The organism is Rahnella variigena (genome assembly GCF_003610915.1).
Lineage (GTDB): Bacteria > Pseudomonadota > Gammaproteobacteria > Enterobacterales > Enterobacteriaceae > Rahnella > Rahnella variigena.
The window spans coordinates 2,341,115-2,360,315 of sequence record NZ_NSDJ01000001.1; the positions used below are offsets into that span (position 1 = coordinate 2,341,115).

A 19,201-nucleotide genomic window follows, 5' to 3' on the forward strand; every position below is an offset into this window, starting at 1 on the left:
GAAGCCTGCTCACGCAGTCTCAGCGGTCGGAGAACGCTAACCCTGAAGTCAGGAGGAAGTAACCATGTGGATTAACGGTGCGGCGGCGACAACATTGCCAGCGGCAGACCGGTCTGTGCAATTTGGCGACGGTTGCTTCACTACGGCCAGGGTGTTGCGCGGTGAAATCCAGCTTCTTCCAGAACACATTGCGCGGATGCAGCGCGCGGTGTCTGTTTTGCATATTGATGGCGTGGACTGGGCTGCTTTAGAACGCGAAATGATTCAGGCCGCAGGACAACAGGAAGAGGCTGTCGTTAAAGCCGTTGTGACACGCGGGCAGGGGGGACGAGGCTACAGTTCGGCAGGATGCTCTGAACCGACCCGGATTGTATCAGTGTCCGCTTATCCGGCACATTATCACGCGTTACGGCAACACGGTGTAAAACTTGCCCTGAGCCCGGTGACGTTGAGTAGAAATCCGCTGCTGGCGGGCATAAAACACCTCAACCGTCTTGAGCAGGTGATGATCCGCCTGCATCTTGACCAGACGGACGCCCACGAGGCTCTGGTGGTTGACACCTCAGGTTGCCTGGTGGAATGCTGTGCGGCTAATTTATTCTGGCGGAAGGGAAATCAGGTATTTACACCGGATTTATCACAGTCGGGGGTGGATGGCGTTATGCGTCAGCACATTATCCGGCTCATTGAAAACTCGTCGCCCTGGGCGTTGCACATTGTCAGTGAACCCGCCGAGGTATTGTTTGATGCCGATGAGGTGCTGATTTGTAATGCGCTGATGCCGGTTTTACCCGTGGCACAGGCGTGCGGATGGCATTATTTATCCCGAGATTTGTACAATTTTTTGCTCCAGAACTGTTAAAAAAGTGAATAAACAATGACAAACAAAAAGACCAAAATCTTCGCCATTATTGTCCTGATCCTTGCAGGACTGGCGACGTTTGCCTACCAGAAAGTGAAACAGTTTGCGGACCGCCCGATCAATGTCAGCAGTGAAACGATCTTCACCCTGCCTGCCGGTACCGGGCGTGTGGTTCTGGAAACGCTGCTCATCGACAAGAAGCTGATGAAGCCCAATCCGTGGTTCCCATGGTTATTACGTTTAGAGCCCGAACTGAGTGAGTTTAAAGCCGGTACCTACCGTCTGGAAAAAGGCATGACCGTTCGCCAGATGCTGGAGTTGCTGAAAAGTGGCAAAGAAGCCCAATTTAGCATTCGTTTTGTCGAGGGTTTTAAGCTCAGCGACTGGATGAAGGTTTTAGATACTTCAGAGTATCTCAGGCATGAACTTAGCGGCAAAAGCGGTGAAGAGATCGCCGCTGCCTTAGGCATGACCGATACCAAAAATGCCGAAGGCTGGTTGTATCCCGATACTTACCATTACACTGCGGGCATGACGGATTTATCTCTGCTCAAACGCGCCCATGTGCGCATGGAAAAAACCGTTGCGGATATCTGGAAAGGCCGCGCTGATTCGCTGCCATATAAAACGCCTGAAGACATGGTCACTATGGCGTCGATTATTGAAAAAGAGACGGCCGTAAAAGATGAGCGTCCTGAAGTGGCGTCTGTGTTCATCAATCGTCTGCGGATCGGCATGCGTCTGCAAACAGACCCGACCGTCATCTATGGTATGGGTGATAAATACACCGGCAATATTACGAAGAAAGATTTAGAAACGCCGACCCCTTACAATACTTATGTGATCACCGGCCTGCCGCCTTCTCCAATTGCGATGCCGAGCGAAGCCTCACTTCAGGCTGCGGCACATCCCGCAAAAACGCCGTATCTTTATTTTGTTGCTGACGGCAAAGGCGGGCATACTTTCAGCACTAACCTTGAGAACCACAACAAGGCGGTTCGTGTGTATATAGAGGCTCTTAAGAACAAGAATGAAAAGTAACTTCATTGTGATTGAAGGCCTGGAAGGGGCGGGAAAAACCACTGCTCATAACGTGGTGGTGGATGCATTGCGCCAGCACGGCGTAGAAGAAATTGTGTTTACCCGTGAGCCGGGCGGTACGCCGCTGGCGGAGAAATTACGCGATTTATTTAAGCGTGGCGTAGATGGCGAAAAACCGACGGTCAAAGCCGAAGTGCTGATGCTTTACGCTGCCCGTGTCCAGCTGGTTGAGACGGTGATTTTACCCGCTCTGGCGCGTGGCGCATGGGTGGTGGGTGACCGGCACGATCTCTCCTCGCAAGCTTATCAGGGCGGCGGACGGGGGATTGATGCCAAACTAATGACCTCTTTACGCGATACCGTTCTGGGTGATTTCCGCCCTGACCTGACGTTGTATCTGGATTTACCTCCGGCCATCGGCCTGCAACGTGCCCGTGCCCGTGGTGAACTGGATCGTATCGAGCAGGAAGCCTTGCCTTTCTTTGAACGTACGCGCGCCCGTTATCTGGAGCTTGCCGCCGCTGACAGTCGCATTAAAACCATCGATGCCTCGCAGACTATTGAAGAAGTAAAGTCATCGATCGAACAGACACTGAAAAGCTGGTTTGACGAGCAGGCAACCCGGGAGCATTCATGAACTGGTATCCGTGGCTCAGCGCCCCTTATCGCCAGCTGACAGGGCAATATCTGACAGGCCGCGGGCATCATGCGGTGCTGATGCATGCCGCAGCGGGGATCGGGGATGAGGCGCTGGTATATGGTCTGAGCCGCTGGCTGCTGTGCCAGCACAAGGACGGCGAAAAGAGTTGTGGTTCATGCCACAGCTGTCAGCTGATGATTGCCGGCAACCATCCTGACTGGCATATCCTGCAACCTGAAAAAGGCAAAAACTCGCTGGGCATTGATCCGGTGCGTCAGCTCATCGAAACGCTCTACAATTATTCCCAGCAGGGCGGTTCGAAAGTTGTCTGGATCCCGCAAACGGAATTGCTGACCGAAGCCGCAGCGAATGCCTTGCTGAAAACGCTGGAAGAACCCCCGGCGGGCACCTATTTCCTGCTCGGATGCCGCGAACCTTCGGCGTTACTGGCAACGATCCGCAGCCGCTGTTTCTACTGGCATCTGCCGGTACCGGAAGAAGCGCTGGCAGTGCAGTGGATTAACCGTCAGCTCAGTGCTGATCCTGTCTCGATCAAAACCGCATTGCGTCTGACCAACGGTGCGCCGTTGTCAGCCATTGAACTGTTGCAGCCGGAACGCTGGAAGCAACGCGTGGCATTATGCCAGCAGCTTTATACGCAATGTCAGCAACAGGATATGCTTTCCCTGTTGCCGCAGCTTAATCATGATGATGCGCCGGAACGTCTGTACTGGCTGGCGACGTTACTTCTTGATGCCATTAAATGGCAGCAACAGGCGGGGCAGTTCATCATCAACCACGATCAGCAGCCGTTAATTGCGTTGCTCGCCGGTGCGCAGTCCAGCGTGGCTTTACAGCAATCGGTGAGTGCCTGGATGCATTGCCGCCATCAGCTGCTTTCTATCGTCGGTGTTAACCGTGAGTTACTGCTGACCGAACAACTTCTTGAGTGGGAACAGATGCTTCAGGGCACGGTTTCTGCGTCGATTTTCAGTTCCGCGCTTTCCCGCTGAACCCCTTATTTGTCATGAGTTAAATACTATGTTTTTAGTCGATTCCCACTGTCATCTCGACAGCCTTGATTACAATGAGCTGCACTCCGGCGTGGATAACGTGCTGGAAAAAGCCCGTGAACGTGACGTGAAATTTATGCTGGCGGTGGCGACCACATTGCCCGGTTATCGTGCGATGACACAGCTGATTGGCGACCGTCCCGACGTTGCATTTTCCTGCGGTGTGCATCCGCTGAATATTGACGATGGCTATGATTTCGCAGAACTGCGTGAGCTTGCCGCCAGCCCGAAAGTGGTGGCGATGGGTGAAACCGGTCTGGATTATTTTTATCAGAAAGAAGCGCATCAGCTGAAACTGCAACAGGATTCATTCCGCGAGCACATCCGCATTGGCCGCGAGCTGAACAAACCGGTGATCGTCCATACACGTGATGCCCGTCAGGATACGCTGGATATTCTCAAAGCAGAGAACGCAGGGGAGTGCGGTGGTGTTTTGCATTGCTTCACCGAGGATCTGCCGACGGCAAAATTCCTGCTGGATCTGGGGTTCTTTATCTCGTTCTCAGGGATTGTGACTTTCCGTAACGCTGAAGCGTTGCGTGAAGTGGCCCGTTATGTACCGCTGGATCGTTTGCTGGTGGAAACTGACTCGCCGTATCTGGCACCCGTGCCACATCGTGGTAAAGAGAACCAGCCTGCTTATGTACGGGACGTTGCCGATTACATGGCCGTGCTCAAAGGTGTGAGTGTGGAACAGCTGGCAGAAGCGACCACTGCAAACTTTTCACGATTATTTCACATCGATACTTCCTCCCTGATCTAACCTTAGGCTTAGTCATATACGCCAGATTTATTTTACACCTCGTAATTAATCACCAGAATGAGGTATCGTGGCCCCGTTTTTTGCGGGGTCACCGGCGTTTATTTCGGATTAAATGTTGTAAATCGGGGCTTTTTTAAACGCTCTCACTGCATTTTTCAGAAAAACGTGACTGCCATCAAACATTAACAAAGGGAATTATTTTACCCTGCGTAAAAATTAAAAGGGGTGCTCAGACACCCGATAGCAAAGGGCGGTACGACCTTTTGCAAAGCGGTTAGTTATCAGGCTAAACCGCATGAAGTATCAAAAAGCATCATTACTCAGGAGCACACTCAATTATGTTTAAGAACGCGTTTGCAAACCTTCAAAAGGTCGGTAAATCGCTAATGCTGCCAGTATCCGTACTGCCAATCGCAGGTATCCTGCTTGGTGTCGGTTCTGCAAACTTTAGCTGGCTGCCAGTGATCGTTTCCCATGTTATGGCCGAAGCCGGTGGTTCCGTCTTCGCTAACATGCCTCTGATCTTTGCTATCGGTGTGGCGTTAGGCTTCACCAACAACGACGGTGTTTCTGCACTGGCGTCCGTTGTGGCATACGGCATCATGGTGAAAACCATGGCAGTTGTTGCACCACTGGTTCTGCATTTGCCTGCTGAAGAAATTGCAGCCAAGCATCTGGCGGATACCGGCGTACTGGGTGGTATTATCTCCGGTGCGATTGCGGCATACATGTTCAACCGTTTCTACCGCATCAAGTTGCCAGAATACCTGGGCTTCTTCGCCGGTAAACGTTTTGTGCCAATCATCTCTGGTATGGCAGCGATTATCCTGGGTGTGGTTCTGTCCTTCATCTGGCCGCCAATCGGTACAGGTATCCAGACCTTCTCACAATGGGCTGCTTATCAGAACCCGGTTGTGGCATTCGGTATCTACGGCGTTGTAGAACGTGCGCTGGTTCCGTTTGGTCTGCACCATATCTGGAACGTTCCATTCCAGATGCAAATCGGTGAGTACGTGAACTCTGCGGGTCAGGTATTCCACGGCGATATCCCACGTTACATGGCGGGTGACCCGACTGCGGGCAAACTGTCCGGTGGCTTCCTGTTCAAAATGTACGGTCTTCCAGCGGCGGCTATCGCTATCTGGCACTCAGCAAAACCTGAGAACCGTGCAAAAGTCGGCGGCATCATGATTTCCGCTGCACTGACTGCGTTCCTGACCGGTATCACCGAGCCAATCGAATTCTCCTTCATGTTCGTTGCGCCGATCCTGTATGTGATCCACGCGATCCTGGCCGGTCTGGCATTCCCAATCTGTATCCTGTTGGGTATGCGTGACGGTACCAGCTTCTCGCACGGTCTGATTGACTTCATCGTACTGAGCGGCAACAGCAGCAAAATCTGGCTGTTCCCAATCGTGGGTGCGGTGTATGCAGTGGTTTACTACAGCATCTTCCGTTTCCTGATTGCGAAACTGGATCTGAAAACCCCTGGCCGTGAAGACTCTACCAGCGAAACCACAACGCAGGGCGGTTCTGAAATGTCCGCTTCTCTGGTTCAGGCTTTCGGCGGTAAAGACAACATTACTAACCTCGATGCCTGTATTACCCGTCTGCGCGTCAGCGTAGCGGACGTCTCCAAAGTTGATCAGGCTGGCCTGAAAAAACTGGGTGCGGCAGGTGTGGTGGTTGCAGGTTCTGGTGTTCAGGCAATTTTCGGTACCAAGTCTGACAACCTGAAAACTGATATGGACGAGTACATGCGTAACCATTAATGGTGAGCAATGTCGGGTTCTGAGAGAGGAGGCTTCGGCCTCCTTTTTTCATGCCTGCAATTTGCAGGAACGGTTGCCGCTGCCTGCCGCTGGCGCTTTCTGCGTCAATTAATCATCAAAAAGCGTAATCAGGTTGAAAGGAATGGAAATTCTAACCCATACTGCGTACAACGCTTTTTACTTTGTTAAGGACAGTTAAGATGGCCGAAGAGACAATTTTCAGCAAAATTATTCGCCGTGAAATTCCCGCAGATGTGGTTTACCAGGACGAACTGGTGACTGCATTCCGCGATATATCTCCTCAGGCGCCAAGCCATATTCTGATCATCCCGAATATCCTGATCCCGACAATGAATGACGTTGATACCACGCACGAAGCTGCGCTGGGCCGGATGATGACGGTTGCGGCTAAAATTGCTGAACAGGAAGGGATTGCCGAAAGCGGTTACCGCCTGATCGTCAACTGCAACCGCGACGCGGGTCAGGAGGTTTATCATATCCATATGCATCTGGTCGGTGGCCGTGCATTGGGTCCATTGCTGTCACGTCAGTAAGGGTAAACATGCGTTTCCTGATGGCATTATTGCCGGTAATTTTGTTGACAGCCTGCAGCAGCAAGCCAGGCATTGCGCTCAATAATCAGCAAAGAGTGGTCATGGAGTCCCCCGTTCTGACGGCGGGTATTATCCCGAGTTCGCCATCAGTGTCTGATTCCGGTGGGCAGAAAAAAGCCACCAGTACACTGGATAATAACCAGCCACATCCTGTCACCCTGCATTACCGTTTCTATTGGTATGATAAGCAGGGACTGGATTTATTACCGATTGCCGAATCCCGGACCGTCACCGTGCCAGCCAACAGCAGCGTTGACATCAGTTCACTTAATGGCAATCTCGATGCGTACAGTGTGCGCATGTACCTTTATCTCTAAATTCCCGTACGGAGAAGGTTGATGAAAAAGTATTTTCTCATTGTGGCGATGGCCGCATTGATCCTTGGCGGTTGTACTTTGCCAAACCAGCAACAGACCCAGCAGCCAGAACAACCACAGCAACCGCAACAGCCACTGCCGCCGGTCAATCCGCCAGTGCCAGAGCAGCCACCGGTTCAGCCGGTTCCACAGCCGCCAAAATTCGCGAATATCGACTGGACGGCGACCGTTCAGCCGATGCTGGCAAAAATGCTGAAATCTGATGGTGTGCAGTCCGGCAGCGTGTTGCTGGTGGATAGCGTTAAAAACAGCACTAACGGCTCACTGCAAATGGCCAAGGCGACGGATGCCCTGCGCAATGCGCTGGCGAATAACACCACTTTCCAGGTGGTTCCGGCAGATCAGGTGTCTTCTGCCAAACAGTCACTGGGATTATCGCCGGATGACAGCCTGGCGTCGGTCAGCAAAGCCATCGGTCTGGCAAACATCGTGAAGGCCCAGTATGTGCTTTACAGCACCGTGAGCGGTGATGTTAAAGCCCCAACCATGTCGATGCGTCTGATTACCGCACCAAGTGGCGAAATCGTCTGGTCAGGCCGTGGCGCAGTCCAGAATTAACGCTGAGTTTCTGCAATCAGAACTCCAACAGCTGATCGAAAAACATTATCCGGCGGTGAAAACCGCCGGATTTCGTTTATTACCGGTCGCCGGACTGACGGGGGAAAGCTGGAAAATCTGTTCGCCTGCCGGTGATTTACTGGCGCGACATCAGTCTTTTGATAAGCGGATTGCAGGCGCTGACCGGCGACGCGAATCTGCGATTTTGCGGCATGTCGCGCGGCAAAAATCAGGCCCGTGTGTCAGACTTTATTCGCCGCCATGGCTGATTGTTGACTGGATAGAGGGCACGCCGCCGACTGAACAGACCTTCGCGATGCCCGCCACACAGCAAGCACTGAGCCGGACGCTGGTCAGGCTGCACCAGTTACCGCCTTCAGGCTACCGGCTGGATTTGCAGCATCAGTTTGCACGTTACTGGCAACATATCGACCGGCGCAGACTCACGCCGCGCTGGCTGCGTTTACATCGCAAGATGATGTCGCAGATACAGCCCGCGCCGCTGAAACTGGCGCTGGTGCATATGGATATCCACGCAGGAAATGTATTGCATACGCCAGACGGCCTGCGGTTGATTGACTGGGAGTACGCGGCGGATGCGGATGTTGCCCTGGAGCTGGCCGCGATTGTTCGCGGCAATGGCTGGAGCACGCCGCAGCAACATGTTTTTCTGCGTGAGTACATCAACGCGGGCGGCTATCAGGATATTTCTCTTTTGCAGCAGCAGGTTAACCGCTGGATCCCCTGGGTCGATTACCTGATGCTGATGTGGTTTGAAGTGCGCTGGCAGCAGACCGGCGAGCATAAATACCGTGAATGGGCGCAACCGTTGCGGCCGTGATAATCGTCTGAAAAATAAAAAGGAGCGTCCATTTTGTTGGGACCTGTAATGCTGGATGTCGTTGGCTTTGAGCTGGATGCCGAAGAACGTGAAATTTTGCAGCATCCGCTGGTCGGCGGACTGATTTTATTCACCCGAAATTATCATGACGTTGATCAGTTGCATGAACTGATCCGCCAGATCCGCGCCGCGTCCCACGACCGGCTGGTGCTGGCGGTGGATCAGGAAGGCGGACGCGTGCAGCGTTTCCGTGAAGGCTTCACCCGTCTGCCTGCCGCGCAGTCTTTTGCGGCCCTGAATGCGCCGCATGAAGCGAAGCGCCTGGCACAGGAAGGCGGCTGGCTGATGGCGTCAGAAATGATTGCTATGGATATCGATATCAGTTTTGCGCCAGTTCTGGATATCGGTCATATCAGCGCGGCCATTGGCGAGCGTTCGTTCCACGCCGAACCGCAGAAAGCGCTGGATATGGCAGAGCAGTTTATTCTCGGCATGCATGCCGCAGGGATGAAAACCACCGGTAAGCATTTCCCGGGACATGGCGCGGTCGGTGCGGATTCTCATAAAGAAACGCCGCGTGACGATCGCCCGCTGGAGGTCATCCGCGGGCACGACATGGCAATCTTCCGCCAGCTTAATGAACGTAAATTGCTGGATGCCGTCATGCCAGCCCACGTGATTTATACCCAGGCTGACCCGCGTCCGGCCAGCGGTTCACCTTACTGGCTACAGGAAATTTTGCGCAAAGAACTGAATTTCACCGGTGTGATTTTCTCCGATGATATTTCGATGGAAGGTGCCGCGATTATGGGCAGCTATCCGGAACGTGCTCAGGCTTCTCTGGATGCCGGTTGCGATATGATCCTGGCCTGTAATAACCGTCAGGGCGCAGTGAGCGTGCTGGATAACCTGTCTCCGGTCAAAGCTGAACGTGTTGCGCAGTTGTATCATCGCGGACTGTACAGTGGAAAACAGGCCCGTCAGGACCTGCAAAATTCAAGTCGCTGGAAAGACGCAAACCGTGAACTGACCGCGCTCGACGCCCGCTGGCAGGAACATAAAGAAACTGCCCGGTAACGTTTTTCAGACCGCGTGAGGGTTTCAACGCACATTCAGGATGAGGTAAACGATGATTATCTATTTGCATGGCTTCGATTCAACCAGTCCCGGTAACCACGAGAAAGTGTTGCAGCTACAGTTTATTGATCCCGACGTCCGTTTCATCAGCTACAGCACGCTGCATCCGCGCCACGACATGCAACATTTGCTGAAAGAAGTCGATAAAGTGCTGCATGAAACCACCGACAAAAATCCGCTGATTTGCGGTGTCGGGCTCGGCGGGTTCTGGGCTGAACGTATCGGTTTCCTGTGCGGTATCCGCCAGGTGATGTTCAATCCGAACTTATCGCCGCAGGATAATATGACAGGGAAAATCGACCGTCCCGAAGAATACGAAGACATCGCTACGAAATGCATCAGTGATTTTCGCGAGAAGAACCGCGACCGTTGTCTGGTGATTTTATCCCGCGAAGACGGTGTGCTCGACAGCAAGCAAACTGCTGAGAAACTTCATCACTATTACCCGGTTGAATGGGATGAACATCAGAGCCATAAGTTCAAGGACATCTCGACCCATCTTCAGCGGATCAAAGCGTTCAAAAACATCGCCTGATTTAACATTTCATTTCTGCAATATTTAAAAACCACTGCCCGAAAGCAGTGGTTTTTTTATTTGGTTCATTCCGCGCGATGAAATCATTTTTCCGCCTGTTCTTCCTCTAACCTGCTGATTTAAATCCGTCAAAATACGTGCCATTTCCCTAAGTCAAATTAGGCAAATGAAATTAAATTGACCTATATCAATTTTGGTATGACCAAATCACCACGCGTGATATCCTCCGTCTCAGATACCGATTTAACTTAAGCAACCCTATGTAATATAAGGATAATATTTTTACTCTTATATAACAATTGGTTCACATTTGAGGGGGTCATTTTGACATCACCAATGAAGAAAATTGTGATTATCGGCGGTGGCGCCGGCGGTCTGGAACTGGCAACCAGCCTGGGCCATAAACTTGGCCGTAAGAAAAAAGCGGAGATCATTCTGGTCGATCGCAACCATAGCCATTTGTGGAAACCCCTGTTGCACGAAGTGGCGACCGGCAGCCTGGATGACGGCGTGGATGCGCTGAGCTATCTGGCTCATGCCCGCAATCACGGCTTTACCTTCCAGATTGGCTCACTGACTGATATCGATCGCGAAAATCAGACCATCAAACTGGCTGAAATCTGCGACGAGAACGGCGAAATACTGGTGCCGGTGCGCGATATTGCGTACGACACTCTGGTAATGGCGCTGGGCAGTACCTCTAACGACTTCGGTACGCCGGGCGTGAAAGACAACTGCATCTTCCTGGATAACCCGCATCAGGCGCACCGTTTCCATAACGAAATGCTGAACCTGTTCCTCAAGTTCTCTGCCAGTTCCGATAAGCAGAAGAAAGTGAACATCGCGATTGTCGGTGGCGGTGCGACCGGCGTTGAGCTGTCTGCTGAGCTGCACAATGCGGTCAAACAGCTGCACAGCTACGGTTTTGAAGGTCTGGACAGCGAAGCGCTGAACGTCACGCTGGTGGAAGCGGGTGAACGTATTCTGCCGGCGTTGCCACCGCGTATTTCTGCGGCTGCACACAATGAGCTGACCAAACTGGGCGTGCGCGTTCTGACGCAAACCATGGTTACCAGCGCGGATAAAAACGGCCTGAACACCAAGTCCGGCGAATTCATTGACGCCGATCTTATGGTCTGGGCGGCGGGGATTAAAGCCCCTGATTTCATGAAAGAGATCGCCGGTCTGGAAACCAACCGTATTAACCAGCTGGTGGTGGAACCGACGTTGCAAACCACGCGCGACCCGAACATCTATGCGATTGGTGACTGCGCGTCCTGTCCGCAGCCGTCCGGCGGTTTTGTACCCCCGCGTGCTCAGTCAGCACACCAGATGGCCTCCCGCTGCTTTGCAAACATCATGGCGCAGCGCAAAGGGCAGAGCCTGAAACCTTACGTTTATAAAGACCACGGTTCACTGGTTTCCCTTTCACGCTTCAGTACTGTCGGCAGCCTGATGGGTAACCTGATGCGCGGTTCTATGATGGTCGAAGGGCGTCTGGCGCGACTGGTTTATATTTCCCTGTATCGTATGCATCAGATTGCATTGCACGGTTACATCAAAACCGGTCTGATGATGCTGGTCGGTGGCATTAACCGCGTGATCCGCCCGCGTCTTAAACTGCACTGATTCCGTTCAGCGACGTTTTTTTGAACGTCAGCTGAATCGTTTCGTACCTAAAAGCCTGTTTATTACAGGCTTTTTTATTTCTGATGCAATATTTAATACGTTACAGATACTCACACAGCACAAGATCACGTCACTATTACTTTGTCAGCTAAGAATCCTCCGAAACGCCCCTCAGGCAGGCCATTTTCCTCACTTACAGATTTCGTCTTATTGTTTGCTTACGTTTTGGTATGCACTATTGACAATAAGTTTACAGACGGCGTTTCACGCACGCCGGACCTCAGATGTGTTGTTGTCCGCTGAGGAGCGTCCTTAAGAGGGCGAATTGCGTGGTAACATTTTCGGAGGAAGTCCTGTGAACAAGTCAATGTTAGCTGGGGTCGGAATTGGTGTGGCTGCGGCGTTGGGCATTGCTGGCGTTGCGAGCATGAACGTCTTTTCGTCTGGCCCGCAATATGCGCAGGTTGTCAGCGCGACGCCAATCAAAGAGACCACGAAAACTCCGCGTCAGGAATGCCGTAACGTCACTGTCACTCATCGTCGCCCTGTGCAGGATGAGCATCAGATCACCGGTTCCGTACTGGGTGCGGTGGCGGGAGGGGTTCTGGGTCACCAGTTTGGTGGTGGCCGCGGACGCGACGTGGCGACGGTAGCCGGTGCGCTGGGTGGCGGTTATGCAGGTAACCGCGTACAAAGCAGCATGCAGGATAACGATACTTACACGACTCAGCAGCAGCGCTGTAAAACCGTGTATGACAAAGAAGATAAAACCCTCGGTTATGATGTGACCTACAAAATAGGCGATCAGCAAGGGAAAGTTCGTATGGACCACGATCCGGGCACACAAATCCCGCTGGATAAAAGCGGTCAGTTGCAGCTTACCCGTTCGTAATCAACCGGTTAGTCTGTACAAAAAAGCCTGAGGCGTAAACCTCAGGCTTTTTTATGCAATCAACGGTGCATTCAGTCCGTCGTGCTGAACTGCTTTACTCCATTTTTATGTTTAACGATATCGGCCATGACGGCCAGCGCGATTTCAGCCGGGGTTTTGCTGCCAATTGGCAAGCCTACCGGCGCGTGCAGACGGGAAAAATCATCTGCCGTGAAATCAGCGATGGTTTGCAGACGCTCACGGCGGCGTGCGCTGTTGCGCTGTGAACCCATCGCACCGATATAAAATGCCGGGGTATTCACCGCTTCCATCAGGGTCAGATCATCCATTCTCGGGTCATGGGTCAGCGCAACAATGGCGGTATTCGCATGACAGCTTTTTTGCTCGAGATATTTAGCAGGAAACTGTTTTTCCAGACGAATATCTGCTTTCAGCGACGGCAGAAAGTTTTCCAGCACGTCCTCGCGACACTCACATACCACCACTTCAAATCCCAGCGCGCAGGCAAAATCCGCGCAGTAAAGCGCGACACTCGACAATCCGGCAATCAGCAGACGCGGTGGGGCGGCCAGATGCAGGGTGATGCAATCATCATTGCGCATCACCTGAGTCGTATTATGATAATTCGTCAGTTCCAGATGATCGCAGGCTGCGGGCAGGGTAAGTGACTTGGTCAGGGCGTAATGTCCCGCCAGCGCCATGCCCATTCTTTGCAGATAATCCACATTACCTTGCGATGACGGCAAATACTCGATCAGCACATCCAGCGAACCACCGCACGGCAGGGCAATATTTGGCGTCAGACCGCCTTCTCCGTAGCGCACAATCTGGCTGGCTTGTTGATATTCACCCGCAGCAATGCGTTGCAGGAAATCCTCTTCGACACAGCCACCGGAAAGCGAACCGCAAAAATGCCCCCCGGCTGTTGCCACCATCAATGCACCGGGCGCTCGCGGGGAAGAACCGTAAGTGTTCAGCACCGTACAAAGCCAGACCGGCTGGTGCGCCAGCCATTCCGTCGCCTGAGAAATAACCTGATTATCAAGATGCTGCATGCGGTTGTCCGTTCTGAAAAAGCGAGGATTCGGGGAGTTGCTCCGGCAGATCGATATCGGCGATCACTGCCGGATTGTTAAAATTCAGTCGTAAAACGTCGCGTCCGCGCAAAAGATCCCGCGCGCCATGATCGCCGCGCAACTGCAAAAGTCCCTCACGCATCGGCCGGGAAAAACCGACCGGATGGCCCGGCTCATTTTGCCAGTAAGGCCGTACCACCTGCGCCTGTTGCAGGTTTGCGGCAACTGCGATGAAAACGTCTGCGGGAACAAAGGGCATATCTGCCAGATGAATCAGCCAGCCGTCCCATTCCAGCGTATCGCGTACGCCGGCAGCAATGGATTCACCGGTTCCGGCACTGCTGACGAGGGTAAAAGGCACGGCTTTACGTGCGCAACTGGCCTGAACCTGCACATTTTCCGGACGGGTGACCACATGGACTGATAAACCGCTGCCGGTTAACTGATTCAGCGTGGTTTCAAATACCGTGACAGGATTTTCTGCTGTTTGACTCAGAACGGCATTGAGCTTGTTTCCCTCGCCACCGGCGGCAGAAAATCGCTTTCCTGACCCTGCTGCGAGCAAAATAATTCCGGCCATTTCGCCTCTATCCCTTCTGGTTATTGTTTGCGCAACAGAAACGAATTATCGCACTTTTTTGCGCTCATTTGTGAACAAGATATTAAAAATGTGTTTCTCATCATAGCTTATAAGGTTTTGCGTACCTATAATCGCCCGCGAAAAACAGGATTTTCAGAATATTAGAAAGTGCTGAACAATAAAAAGACATAAAAGAATCAAAGGAATTTATGAGCAATTTCAATCCGTCCAGGCGGCGCTTTGTGAAAGGCGCGGTGATCGCTGGCGTCTCCGTTTATCTCGCGCCGTTGCACAGTCGGGCTTATGCCGCACTGTTCGAAGAAAAAATTCTGCAATCACCCCAGTGGGATGCACAAAACAAACGCGTCCGTTTCCGTATCGATGGCAAAGCGAAAGTCATGGGGCAGAAAGTTTTTGCCCGCGATATCCGAGCCAAAGACATGCCGCACTGGCCGCAGAAACAGGCGCATGCCTTTATCCTGCGGGTAACTGAAGCCGATAAAATTTACACCGGTCTGGATCTCTCACTGCTTGGCGACGAACTTCAGCCCGATCAGCTGGTAACGGCCGACGTGCTGGCGCGCGACGGGCTGGCTTTCCCGGCCTTTTACGGTGAAGACATGCTGCTGCCGGAAGGCAAAACACCTGCCTATCTGGGACAAGCCGTGGCGATCCTGGTTTATCAGGATTTTGCCAAATTCCGTTTCGCCAAAAATGCATTGAAATTCAAAGAGGGCGTGGTGCGCTACGGCGAGAAAACCGGGCCGCTGGAACGCGACCCGTGGGGCACGTTCCGCTTCGTGCGCGTCGGGGGAGAAAATGCCTATGAAGACGATAAATTCTCCAGCCTGAAAGATATGCCGGTCTTCCCGGTCGGGATGCGCAAACACCTGCCGGTCTGGCCGGAAGGCCGCGAGGGCGGCAAGCTGGACGAGCAGGGCATGTTCTACGCGGGTGAAATGGCTGATGAACTGAAATCGCCGCCGCAGGACTGGCTGGTGATGTCGCGCCGTTTTACCACGCAATCCGTTGATACTTCCGCGCTTGAGCCGGATAACGCCAACGGCTGGTACGATGCTGCGACACAAACGCTGCATATGGTGGTGCCAACGCAGTCGCCGCAGGAAGTGGCGGATGAGATGCCGCGCATGATGGCGAAATCACATCGCACGGTGAAAACGCTGATTATGCACCCGTGCTACACCGTGGGTTACGGCTCGAAAGATCACTACAACTTCCCGTATTACGGTGCCGTCGCGGCGATGTACGGTGACGGCACGCCGGTGCGTCTGGCTAACGACCGCTTTGAACAGTTCCAGTCAGCGCTCAAACGCCATGCGTTTGATATGAATTACGACATTGCCGTGAACCGTGAAACCGGCATGTTGCAGTCATTCCATGCGGCAATGACCGCAGACGGCGGCGGGCGCAGCAACTTCACGCCGTCGGTGGTGATGGTTGGCGCAACAGCGGCACAGTCGATTTACTACTTCCCGAAAAGTGATTTATCTGCGGTCGGTCTGGCCTCGCGCGCGCTTGATGCCGGTTCAGCACGCGGCTACGGTACGCTGCAAAGTATGGCCGCCACTGAAATGATGATGGATGAACTGGCTGCTGCACTGAAGCTGGATCCGATTGCGTTTCGTATGCGCAACGTTCTGAAATCAGGCATGAAAAATACTCAGGGCGCCATTCCGGCGGGCGCAATTCGTGCCGATGAAGTGCTGGAAAAAGCCGCTGTTCATCCGTTATGGACAGAGCGTAAAAAGCGTAAAGCCGAATACGAAATTCAGAATCCGGGTAAACGTTATGGCGTCGGTTTTGGTTGCGTGCAGAAAGATTTCGGCACCGGCGCGGAAACCTCTTTTGCCCGCGTGGAACTCAGTGAAAAAGGCGAAATCAGCCTGTGGCACAGTGGCGCGGAAATGGGCACGGGGATGTCGACGTCGCAGTCCGTTCTGTGCGCTGAATGGCTGGGGAAACCGGCTGAACAGGCGCATTTCTCGGTGACAGACTGGTCGGTATTGCCGGTGGAAACCAGCGGCGATCCGTACATTATGTCGCAGGAAGAGCAGGACAAACTGCAAACTAATCCGCGCTGGTCGCCTTCTTACTGCTCGCCATCCAGCGCCAGTAACTCGGCCTATTACTTCTCTCACAGCACCCGCGAAGCAGCGCGTCTGATCTTCGACAACGGCATCTGGCCGGCGGCGATGGCTATCTGGCAAACCGGCATTGGTGGCGGACAGGCTGCCCCTTATATCGTGCGCAAAGAAGATGCCCGCTGGGTGGAAGGTGGTCTGACCGCTAACGGAATGCAAATTCTCAGCCTCGAAATGCTGGCGAAAAAAGTGTACGAAATGAAAGGCATGACCGGCGCAGCCGTTCACGTATTCAACCGCTGGCAATGGGCAGAAGCCGATTTTACCCTCAATAATGTGCGTCAGCGCATTCCGGTGGATGGCATGTCAGTACGTCACGGTGCGGATCAATTCCAGACCCTGGCGCGTGACGCGGTGTATTACCCGCCAACTCAGCGTAACAACGCTTCTGTGACCTACTACAGCGCGGTCGGTACGCTGGCCGAAATCGCAGTCGACATTGCCACCGGCAAGGTCGAACTCCTGACGCATCATTCCATTATGGAGTGCGGCAATCTGATCGTACCTGAGCTGGTTTCCGGTCAGCTACAGGGCGGGCTGGCGATGGGTATCGGTCACGCATTACACGAATATTTACCGCTGTACGAAGACGGGCCGGGCAACGGAACGTGGAACTTCAACCGTTACCATTTGCCGCGTGCCAGTGATGTGGCGGTCTGGAAACAGACCAGCGATATCCTGCCTGCGCTGTCGGAAACCGATCCGCCGAAAGGCATGGCTGAAGTGGTGATGATCCCGGTCGTCGCTGCGCTGGTGAACGCCATTGCCGAAGCCACCGGCCACCGTTTCCGTGATTTGCCTGTTCGTGCTGAAAATATTCGTGAGGTTTTACAATGAGCATCAAAACTCAGCCAATGACGCTGACCATCAACAATCAACAATACGGCCCGCTGGAGGTTCCTGAAGGCCTGATGATGATTGATTTCCTGCACGAGTATGTGGCGCTGACCGGTTGCCGTCTGGGCTGCGGTCAGGGGATTTGTCACGCCTGCGTGGCGATCGTCGACCATGAAAGCGGCACCAGCGAAGAAGTGCGGACCTGCATCACCGGCGCCCATTTCTTCAACGGCAAAAAAGTGCGTACCGTCGAAGGGCACGCGAAAACCGATGACAAAGGCGAAGTCCACCTTTCTCCGGTTCAGCAGGCGTTTCTGGAACATTACAGTTTCCAGTGCGGTTACTGCACGCCGGGTTTTGTGAATGCGGCAACGCTGTTGCTTGAGCGGCTGGAAAAACACCCGATCCCGCTGGCTGATCTCGAAGCGGCGATTAACGGCGCGCTGGAAAATCACATCTGCCGCTGTACCGGCTACGTGCGGTATTACGAAGCGGTACGCGATGTAGTGATGAAAACCCCAGGTCTGATCCGGGAGCATGCGTGATGAAAAAACGTCTTTTCCTCGCGCTGCTGGTGGTGATCATTATCGTGACCGCCGTTCTCTGGTGGCGGGAAAACCGCACGCTGGATGCGCCGGTGCAGAAAGTCACTGCGGATACGGCGCAGATTGAACGCGGTCGTTATCTGGTTCAGGCGTCTGACTGCGCGGCATGTCATACCGCTTCCGGCGGTGCGCCGCTGGCGGGTGGCTATCCGCTGGAAACGCCGTTTGGCAAAATCTTTGGCAGCAATCTGACGCCTTCTGCGGACGACGGCATTGGCCGCTGGACGTCGGACGATTTCTATCTGGCGCTGACCAAAGGCGTGGCGCCGGGCGGACGTCATCTGTATCCGGCGATGCCTTACACCTCGTACAAAGGTGTCACCCGCAAAGATTCAGACGATATGTATGCGTTTCTGATGACGCGTCCGGCGGTGGATCAGCCGGTGCCGGAAAACGAAATGCCATTCCCGTTCAACCAGCGTATGGCGATGATCGGCTGGAACCTGTTATTCCGTACCAGCGATCCGATGCCAGCCAGTTCTCAGGGGAATTCTGCCGACTGGCAGCGCGGTCAATACCTGACGGATGTGCTCGGTCACTGCGGCGAATGTCATACACCACGCGGCAAACTGGGGCAGATGGATACCGACAGTAACCTGAAAGGCGGCACGCTCGGACGCATTACCGCACCAGCGATCATCCCGGAGGCGCTGGCGCAACGTGGCTGGAACCCGGCAGATCTGAGCCGTTTCCTCGCGACTGGCATTGCGCCTCAGGGATCTGCCTTTGACGAGATGCATAAGGTTGTCGATCTCAGCACCCGTCATCTGACCGACGCCGATCACCGTGCGATCGTCACGTACCTGCTGGGCGACAAACCGCCGGCGGCGGTGCCGGTCAGTACCGGACAGGGCGGTAATGACGCCGGACGTATCACTTATCTGGATCAGTGTTCCGGTTGCCATATGGCCGATGGTTCCGGCAAACCGCACGTCGCGGTGGCGATGCAAAACAACGCCACCTTGCGCCAGCCGGATGGTCGTAACCTGATCGTTTCCGTGCTTGATGGTTTACCGGCGCAGGATTTCCCGAACGGTGAAAGCATGCAGTCGATGCCTGGTTTTGCGGATCGGCTGAACGATGCGCAAATTGCTGAGATGGTGAATTATCTGCGCGTGACCTTCGGCGGCCTGCCGGGGGATATTACGGCGGAACAGGTGAAAGCGTTGCGCAAACACTGATTAATCAGCCTGATGAGCCTGTAAAA

19 protein-coding genes are annotated in these 19,201 nt (G+C 53.6%); 17 read left to right on the forward strand and 2 right to left on the reverse strand.

The window, feature by feature from the left end:
- Nucleotides 1-64: 64 nt before the first annotated feature.
- From pabC to CKQ54_RS10965, 14 genes are all read left to right on the forward strand, one after another.
- The gene (gene pabC, locus CKQ54_RS10900; protein ID WP_120160620.1) at nt 65-862 is read left to right on the forward strand and encodes an aminodeoxychorismate lyase; all 798 of its coding nucleotides are present in this window, start codon (nt 65-67) and stop codon (nt 860-862) included.
- Between the two features lie 15 nt (nt 863-877).
- Nucleotides 878-1,903: an endolytic transglycosylase MltG gene (gene mltG / locus CKQ54_RS10905; RefSeq protein WP_120160622.1), complete on the forward strand. Its 1,026-nt coding sequence runs from the start codon at nt 878-880 to the stop codon at nt 1,901-1,903.
- Entirely contained in the window at nt 1,893-2,540 is a 648-nt protein-coding gene (gene tmk, locus CKQ54_RS10910; RefSeq protein ID WP_120160624.1) for a dTMP kinase, read from the forward strand. The genes mltG and tmk overlap by 11 nt, the downstream gene beginning before the upstream one ends.
- Nucleotides 2,537-3,556, forward strand: a complete 1,020-nt coding sequence (gene holB / locus CKQ54_RS10915) for a DNA polymerase III subunit delta' (RefSeq protein ID WP_120160626.1) — start codon at nt 2,537-2,539, stop codon at nt 3,554-3,556. Before tmk ends, holB begins: the two co-directional genes overlap by 4 nt.
- 28 nt (nt 3,557-3,584) lie before the next feature.
- Nucleotides 3,585-4,379: a metal-dependent hydrolase gene (locus CKQ54_RS10920; protein ID WP_120160628.1), complete on the forward strand. Its 795-nt coding sequence runs from the start codon at nt 3,585-3,587 to the stop codon at nt 4,377-4,379.
- A gap of 338 nt (nt 4,380-4,717) precedes the next feature.
- Nucleotides 4,718-6,151, forward strand: coding sequence for a PTS glucose transporter subunit IIBC (gene ptsG, locus CKQ54_RS10925; RefSeq protein ID WP_120160630.1), 1,434 nt, complete (start codon nt 4,718-4,720; stop codon nt 6,149-6,151).
- 200 nt (nt 6,152-6,351) lie between these two features.
- The gene (gene hinT, locus CKQ54_RS10930; RefSeq protein ID WP_120160632.1) at nt 6,352-6,705 is read left to right on the forward strand and encodes a purine nucleoside phosphoramidase; all 354 of its coding nucleotides are present in this window, start codon (nt 6,352-6,354) and stop codon (nt 6,703-6,705) included.
- Nucleotides 6,706-6,713: 8 nt separating this feature from the next.
- Nucleotides 6,714-7,082 carry a YcfL family putative periplasmic lipoprotein gene (locus tag CKQ54_RS10935; RefSeq protein WP_112291123.1) on the forward strand — a complete coding sequence of 123 codons (369 nt, stop codon included), beginning with the start codon at nt 6,714-6,716 and terminating at the stop codon, nt 7,080-7,082.
- Nucleotides 7,083-7,103: 21 nt separating this feature from the next.
- On the forward strand, nt 7,104-7,700 hold the full coding sequence (gene lpoB, locus CKQ54_RS10940) for a penicillin-binding protein activator LpoB (RefSeq protein ID WP_120160634.1): 597 nt from the start codon (nt 7,104-7,106) through the stop codon (nt 7,698-7,700).
- A gap of 10 nt (nt 7,701-7,710) precedes the next feature.
- Nucleotides 7,711-8,541, forward strand: coding sequence for a phosphotransferase (locus CKQ54_RS10945; RefSeq protein WP_425272810.1), 831 nt, complete (start codon nt 7,711-7,713; stop codon nt 8,539-8,541).
- Between the two features lie 48 nt (nt 8,542-8,589).
- Nucleotides 8,590-9,618 (forward strand): beta-N-acetylhexosaminidase, encoded by a 1,029-nt coding sequence (nagZ, locus tag CKQ54_RS10950; protein WP_120160637.1) that lies wholly within the window; start codon nt 8,590-8,592, stop codon nt 9,616-9,618.
- 52 nt (nt 9,619-9,670) lie between these two features.
- Nucleotides 9,671-10,213, forward strand: coding sequence for an alpha/beta hydrolase YcfP (gene ycfP, locus CKQ54_RS10955; protein WP_112291118.1), 543 nt, complete (start codon nt 9,671-9,673; stop codon nt 10,211-10,213).
- 324 nt (nt 10,214-10,537) lie between these two features.
- Nucleotides 10,538-11,842, forward strand: a complete 1,305-nt coding sequence (locus CKQ54_RS10960) for an NAD(P)/FAD-dependent oxidoreductase (protein ID WP_120160639.1) — start codon at nt 10,538-10,540, stop codon at nt 11,840-11,842.
- Nucleotides 11,843-12,197: 355 nt separating this feature from the next.
- Nucleotides 12,198-12,734 carry a glycine zipper 2TM domain-containing protein gene (locus CKQ54_RS10965; RefSeq protein WP_120160641.1) on the forward strand — a complete coding sequence of 179 codons (537 nt, stop codon included), beginning with the start codon at nt 12,198-12,200 and terminating at the stop codon, nt 12,732-12,734.
- 71 nt (nt 12,735-12,805) lie between these two features.
- Here CKQ54_RS10965 and CKQ54_RS10970 read toward each other — a convergent pair whose 3' ends face one another.
- Both CKQ54_RS10970 and CKQ54_RS10975 read right to left on the reverse strand, forming a co-directional pair.
- Nucleotides 12,806-13,789, reverse strand: a complete 984-nt coding sequence (locus CKQ54_RS10970; RefSeq protein WP_120160643.1) for an XdhC family protein — start codon at nt 13,787-13,789, stop codon at nt 12,806-12,808.
- Nucleotides 13,776-14,390 carry a nucleotidyltransferase family protein gene (locus tag CKQ54_RS10975; protein WP_120160645.1) on the reverse strand — a complete coding sequence of 205 codons (615 nt, stop codon included), beginning with the start codon at nt 14,388-14,390 and terminating at the stop codon, nt 13,776-13,778. The genes CKQ54_RS10970 and CKQ54_RS10975 overlap by 14 nt, the downstream gene beginning before the upstream one ends.
- Nucleotides 14,391-14,599: 209 nt before the next feature.
- On the opposite strand from CKQ54_RS10975, the gene CKQ54_RS10980 reads away from it, so the two are divergent.
- Genes CKQ54_RS10980 through CKQ54_RS10990 form a run of 3 tightly spaced genes read left to right on the forward strand, consistent with a single transcriptional unit; the run spans nt 14,600 to nt 19,175 of the window.
- Nucleotides 14,600-17,389, forward strand: a complete 2,790-nt coding sequence (locus CKQ54_RS10980) for a xanthine dehydrogenase family protein molybdopterin-binding subunit (protein WP_120160647.1) — start codon at nt 14,600-14,602, stop codon at nt 17,387-17,389.
- On the forward strand, nt 17,386-17,934 hold the full coding sequence (locus CKQ54_RS10985) for a (2Fe-2S)-binding protein (protein WP_112291108.1): 549 nt from the start codon (nt 17,386-17,388) through the stop codon (nt 17,932-17,934). Before CKQ54_RS10980 ends, CKQ54_RS10985 begins: the two co-directional genes overlap by 4 nt.
- Nucleotides 17,934-19,175: a cytochrome c gene (locus CKQ54_RS10990; RefSeq protein ID WP_120160649.1), complete on the forward strand. Its 1,242-nt coding sequence runs from the start codon at nt 17,934-17,936 to the stop codon at nt 19,173-19,175. Before CKQ54_RS10985 ends, CKQ54_RS10990 begins: the two co-directional genes overlap by 1 nt.
- The last annotated feature ends 26 nt before the right edge of the window (nt 19,176-19,201 follow it).

Excerpts from the sequence above, each read along its gene's own strand:
- pabC (WP_120160620.1), top strand. The coding sequence starts at position 65 with ATGTGGATTAACGGTGCGGCGGCGACAACATTGCCAGCGGCAGACCGG.
- mltG (WP_120160622.1), top strand. The coding sequence starts at position 878 with ATGACAAACAAAAAGACCAAAATCTTCGCCATTATTGTCCTGATCCTT.
- tmk (WP_120160624.1), top strand. The coding sequence starts at position 1,893 with ATGAAAAGTAACTTCATTGTGATTGAAGGCCTGGAAGGGGCGGGAAAA.
- holB (WP_120160626.1), top strand. The coding sequence starts at position 2,537 with ATGAACTGGTATCCGTGGCTCAGCGCCCCTTATCGCCAGCTGACAGGG.
- CKQ54_RS10920 (WP_120160628.1), top strand. The coding sequence starts at position 3,585 with ATGTTTTTAGTCGATTCCCACTGTCATCTCGACAGCCTTGATTACAAT.
- ptsG (WP_120160630.1), top strand. The coding sequence starts at position 4,718 with ATGTTTAAGAACGCGTTTGCAAACCTTCAAAAGGTCGGTAAATCGCTA.
- hinT (WP_120160632.1), top strand. The coding sequence starts at position 6,352 with ATGGCCGAAGAGACAATTTTCAGCAAAATTATTCGCCGTGAAATTCCC.
- CKQ54_RS10935 (WP_112291123.1), top strand. The coding sequence starts at position 6,714 with ATGCGTTTCCTGATGGCATTATTGCCGGTAATTTTGTTGACAGCCTGC.
- lpoB (WP_120160634.1), top strand. The coding sequence starts at position 7,104 with ATGAAAAAGTATTTTCTCATTGTGGCGATGGCCGCATTGATCCTTGGC.
- nagZ (WP_120160637.1), top strand. The coding sequence starts at position 8,590 with ATGCTGGATGTCGTTGGCTTTGAGCTGGATGCCGAAGAACGTGAAATT.
- ycfP (WP_112291118.1), top strand. The coding sequence starts at position 9,671 with ATGATTATCTATTTGCATGGCTTCGATTCAACCAGTCCCGGTAACCAC.
- CKQ54_RS10970 (WP_120160643.1), bottom strand. The coding sequence starts at position 13,789 with ATGCAGCATCTTGATAATCAGGTTATTTCTCAGGCGACGGAATGGCTG.
- CKQ54_RS10975 (WP_120160645.1), bottom strand. The coding sequence starts at position 14,390 with ATGGCCGGAATTATTTTGCTCGCAGCAGGGTCAGGAAAGCGATTTTCT.
- CKQ54_RS10980 (WP_120160647.1), top strand. The coding sequence starts at position 14,600 with ATGAGCAATTTCAATCCGTCCAGGCGGCGCTTTGTGAAAGGCGCGGTG.
- CKQ54_RS10985 (WP_112291108.1), top strand. The coding sequence starts at position 17,386 with ATGAGCATCAAAACTCAGCCAATGACGCTGACCATCAACAATCAACAA.
- CKQ54_RS10990 (WP_120160649.1), top strand. The coding sequence starts at position 17,934 with ATGAAAAAACGTCTTTTCCTCGCGCTGCTGGTGGTGATCATTATCGTG.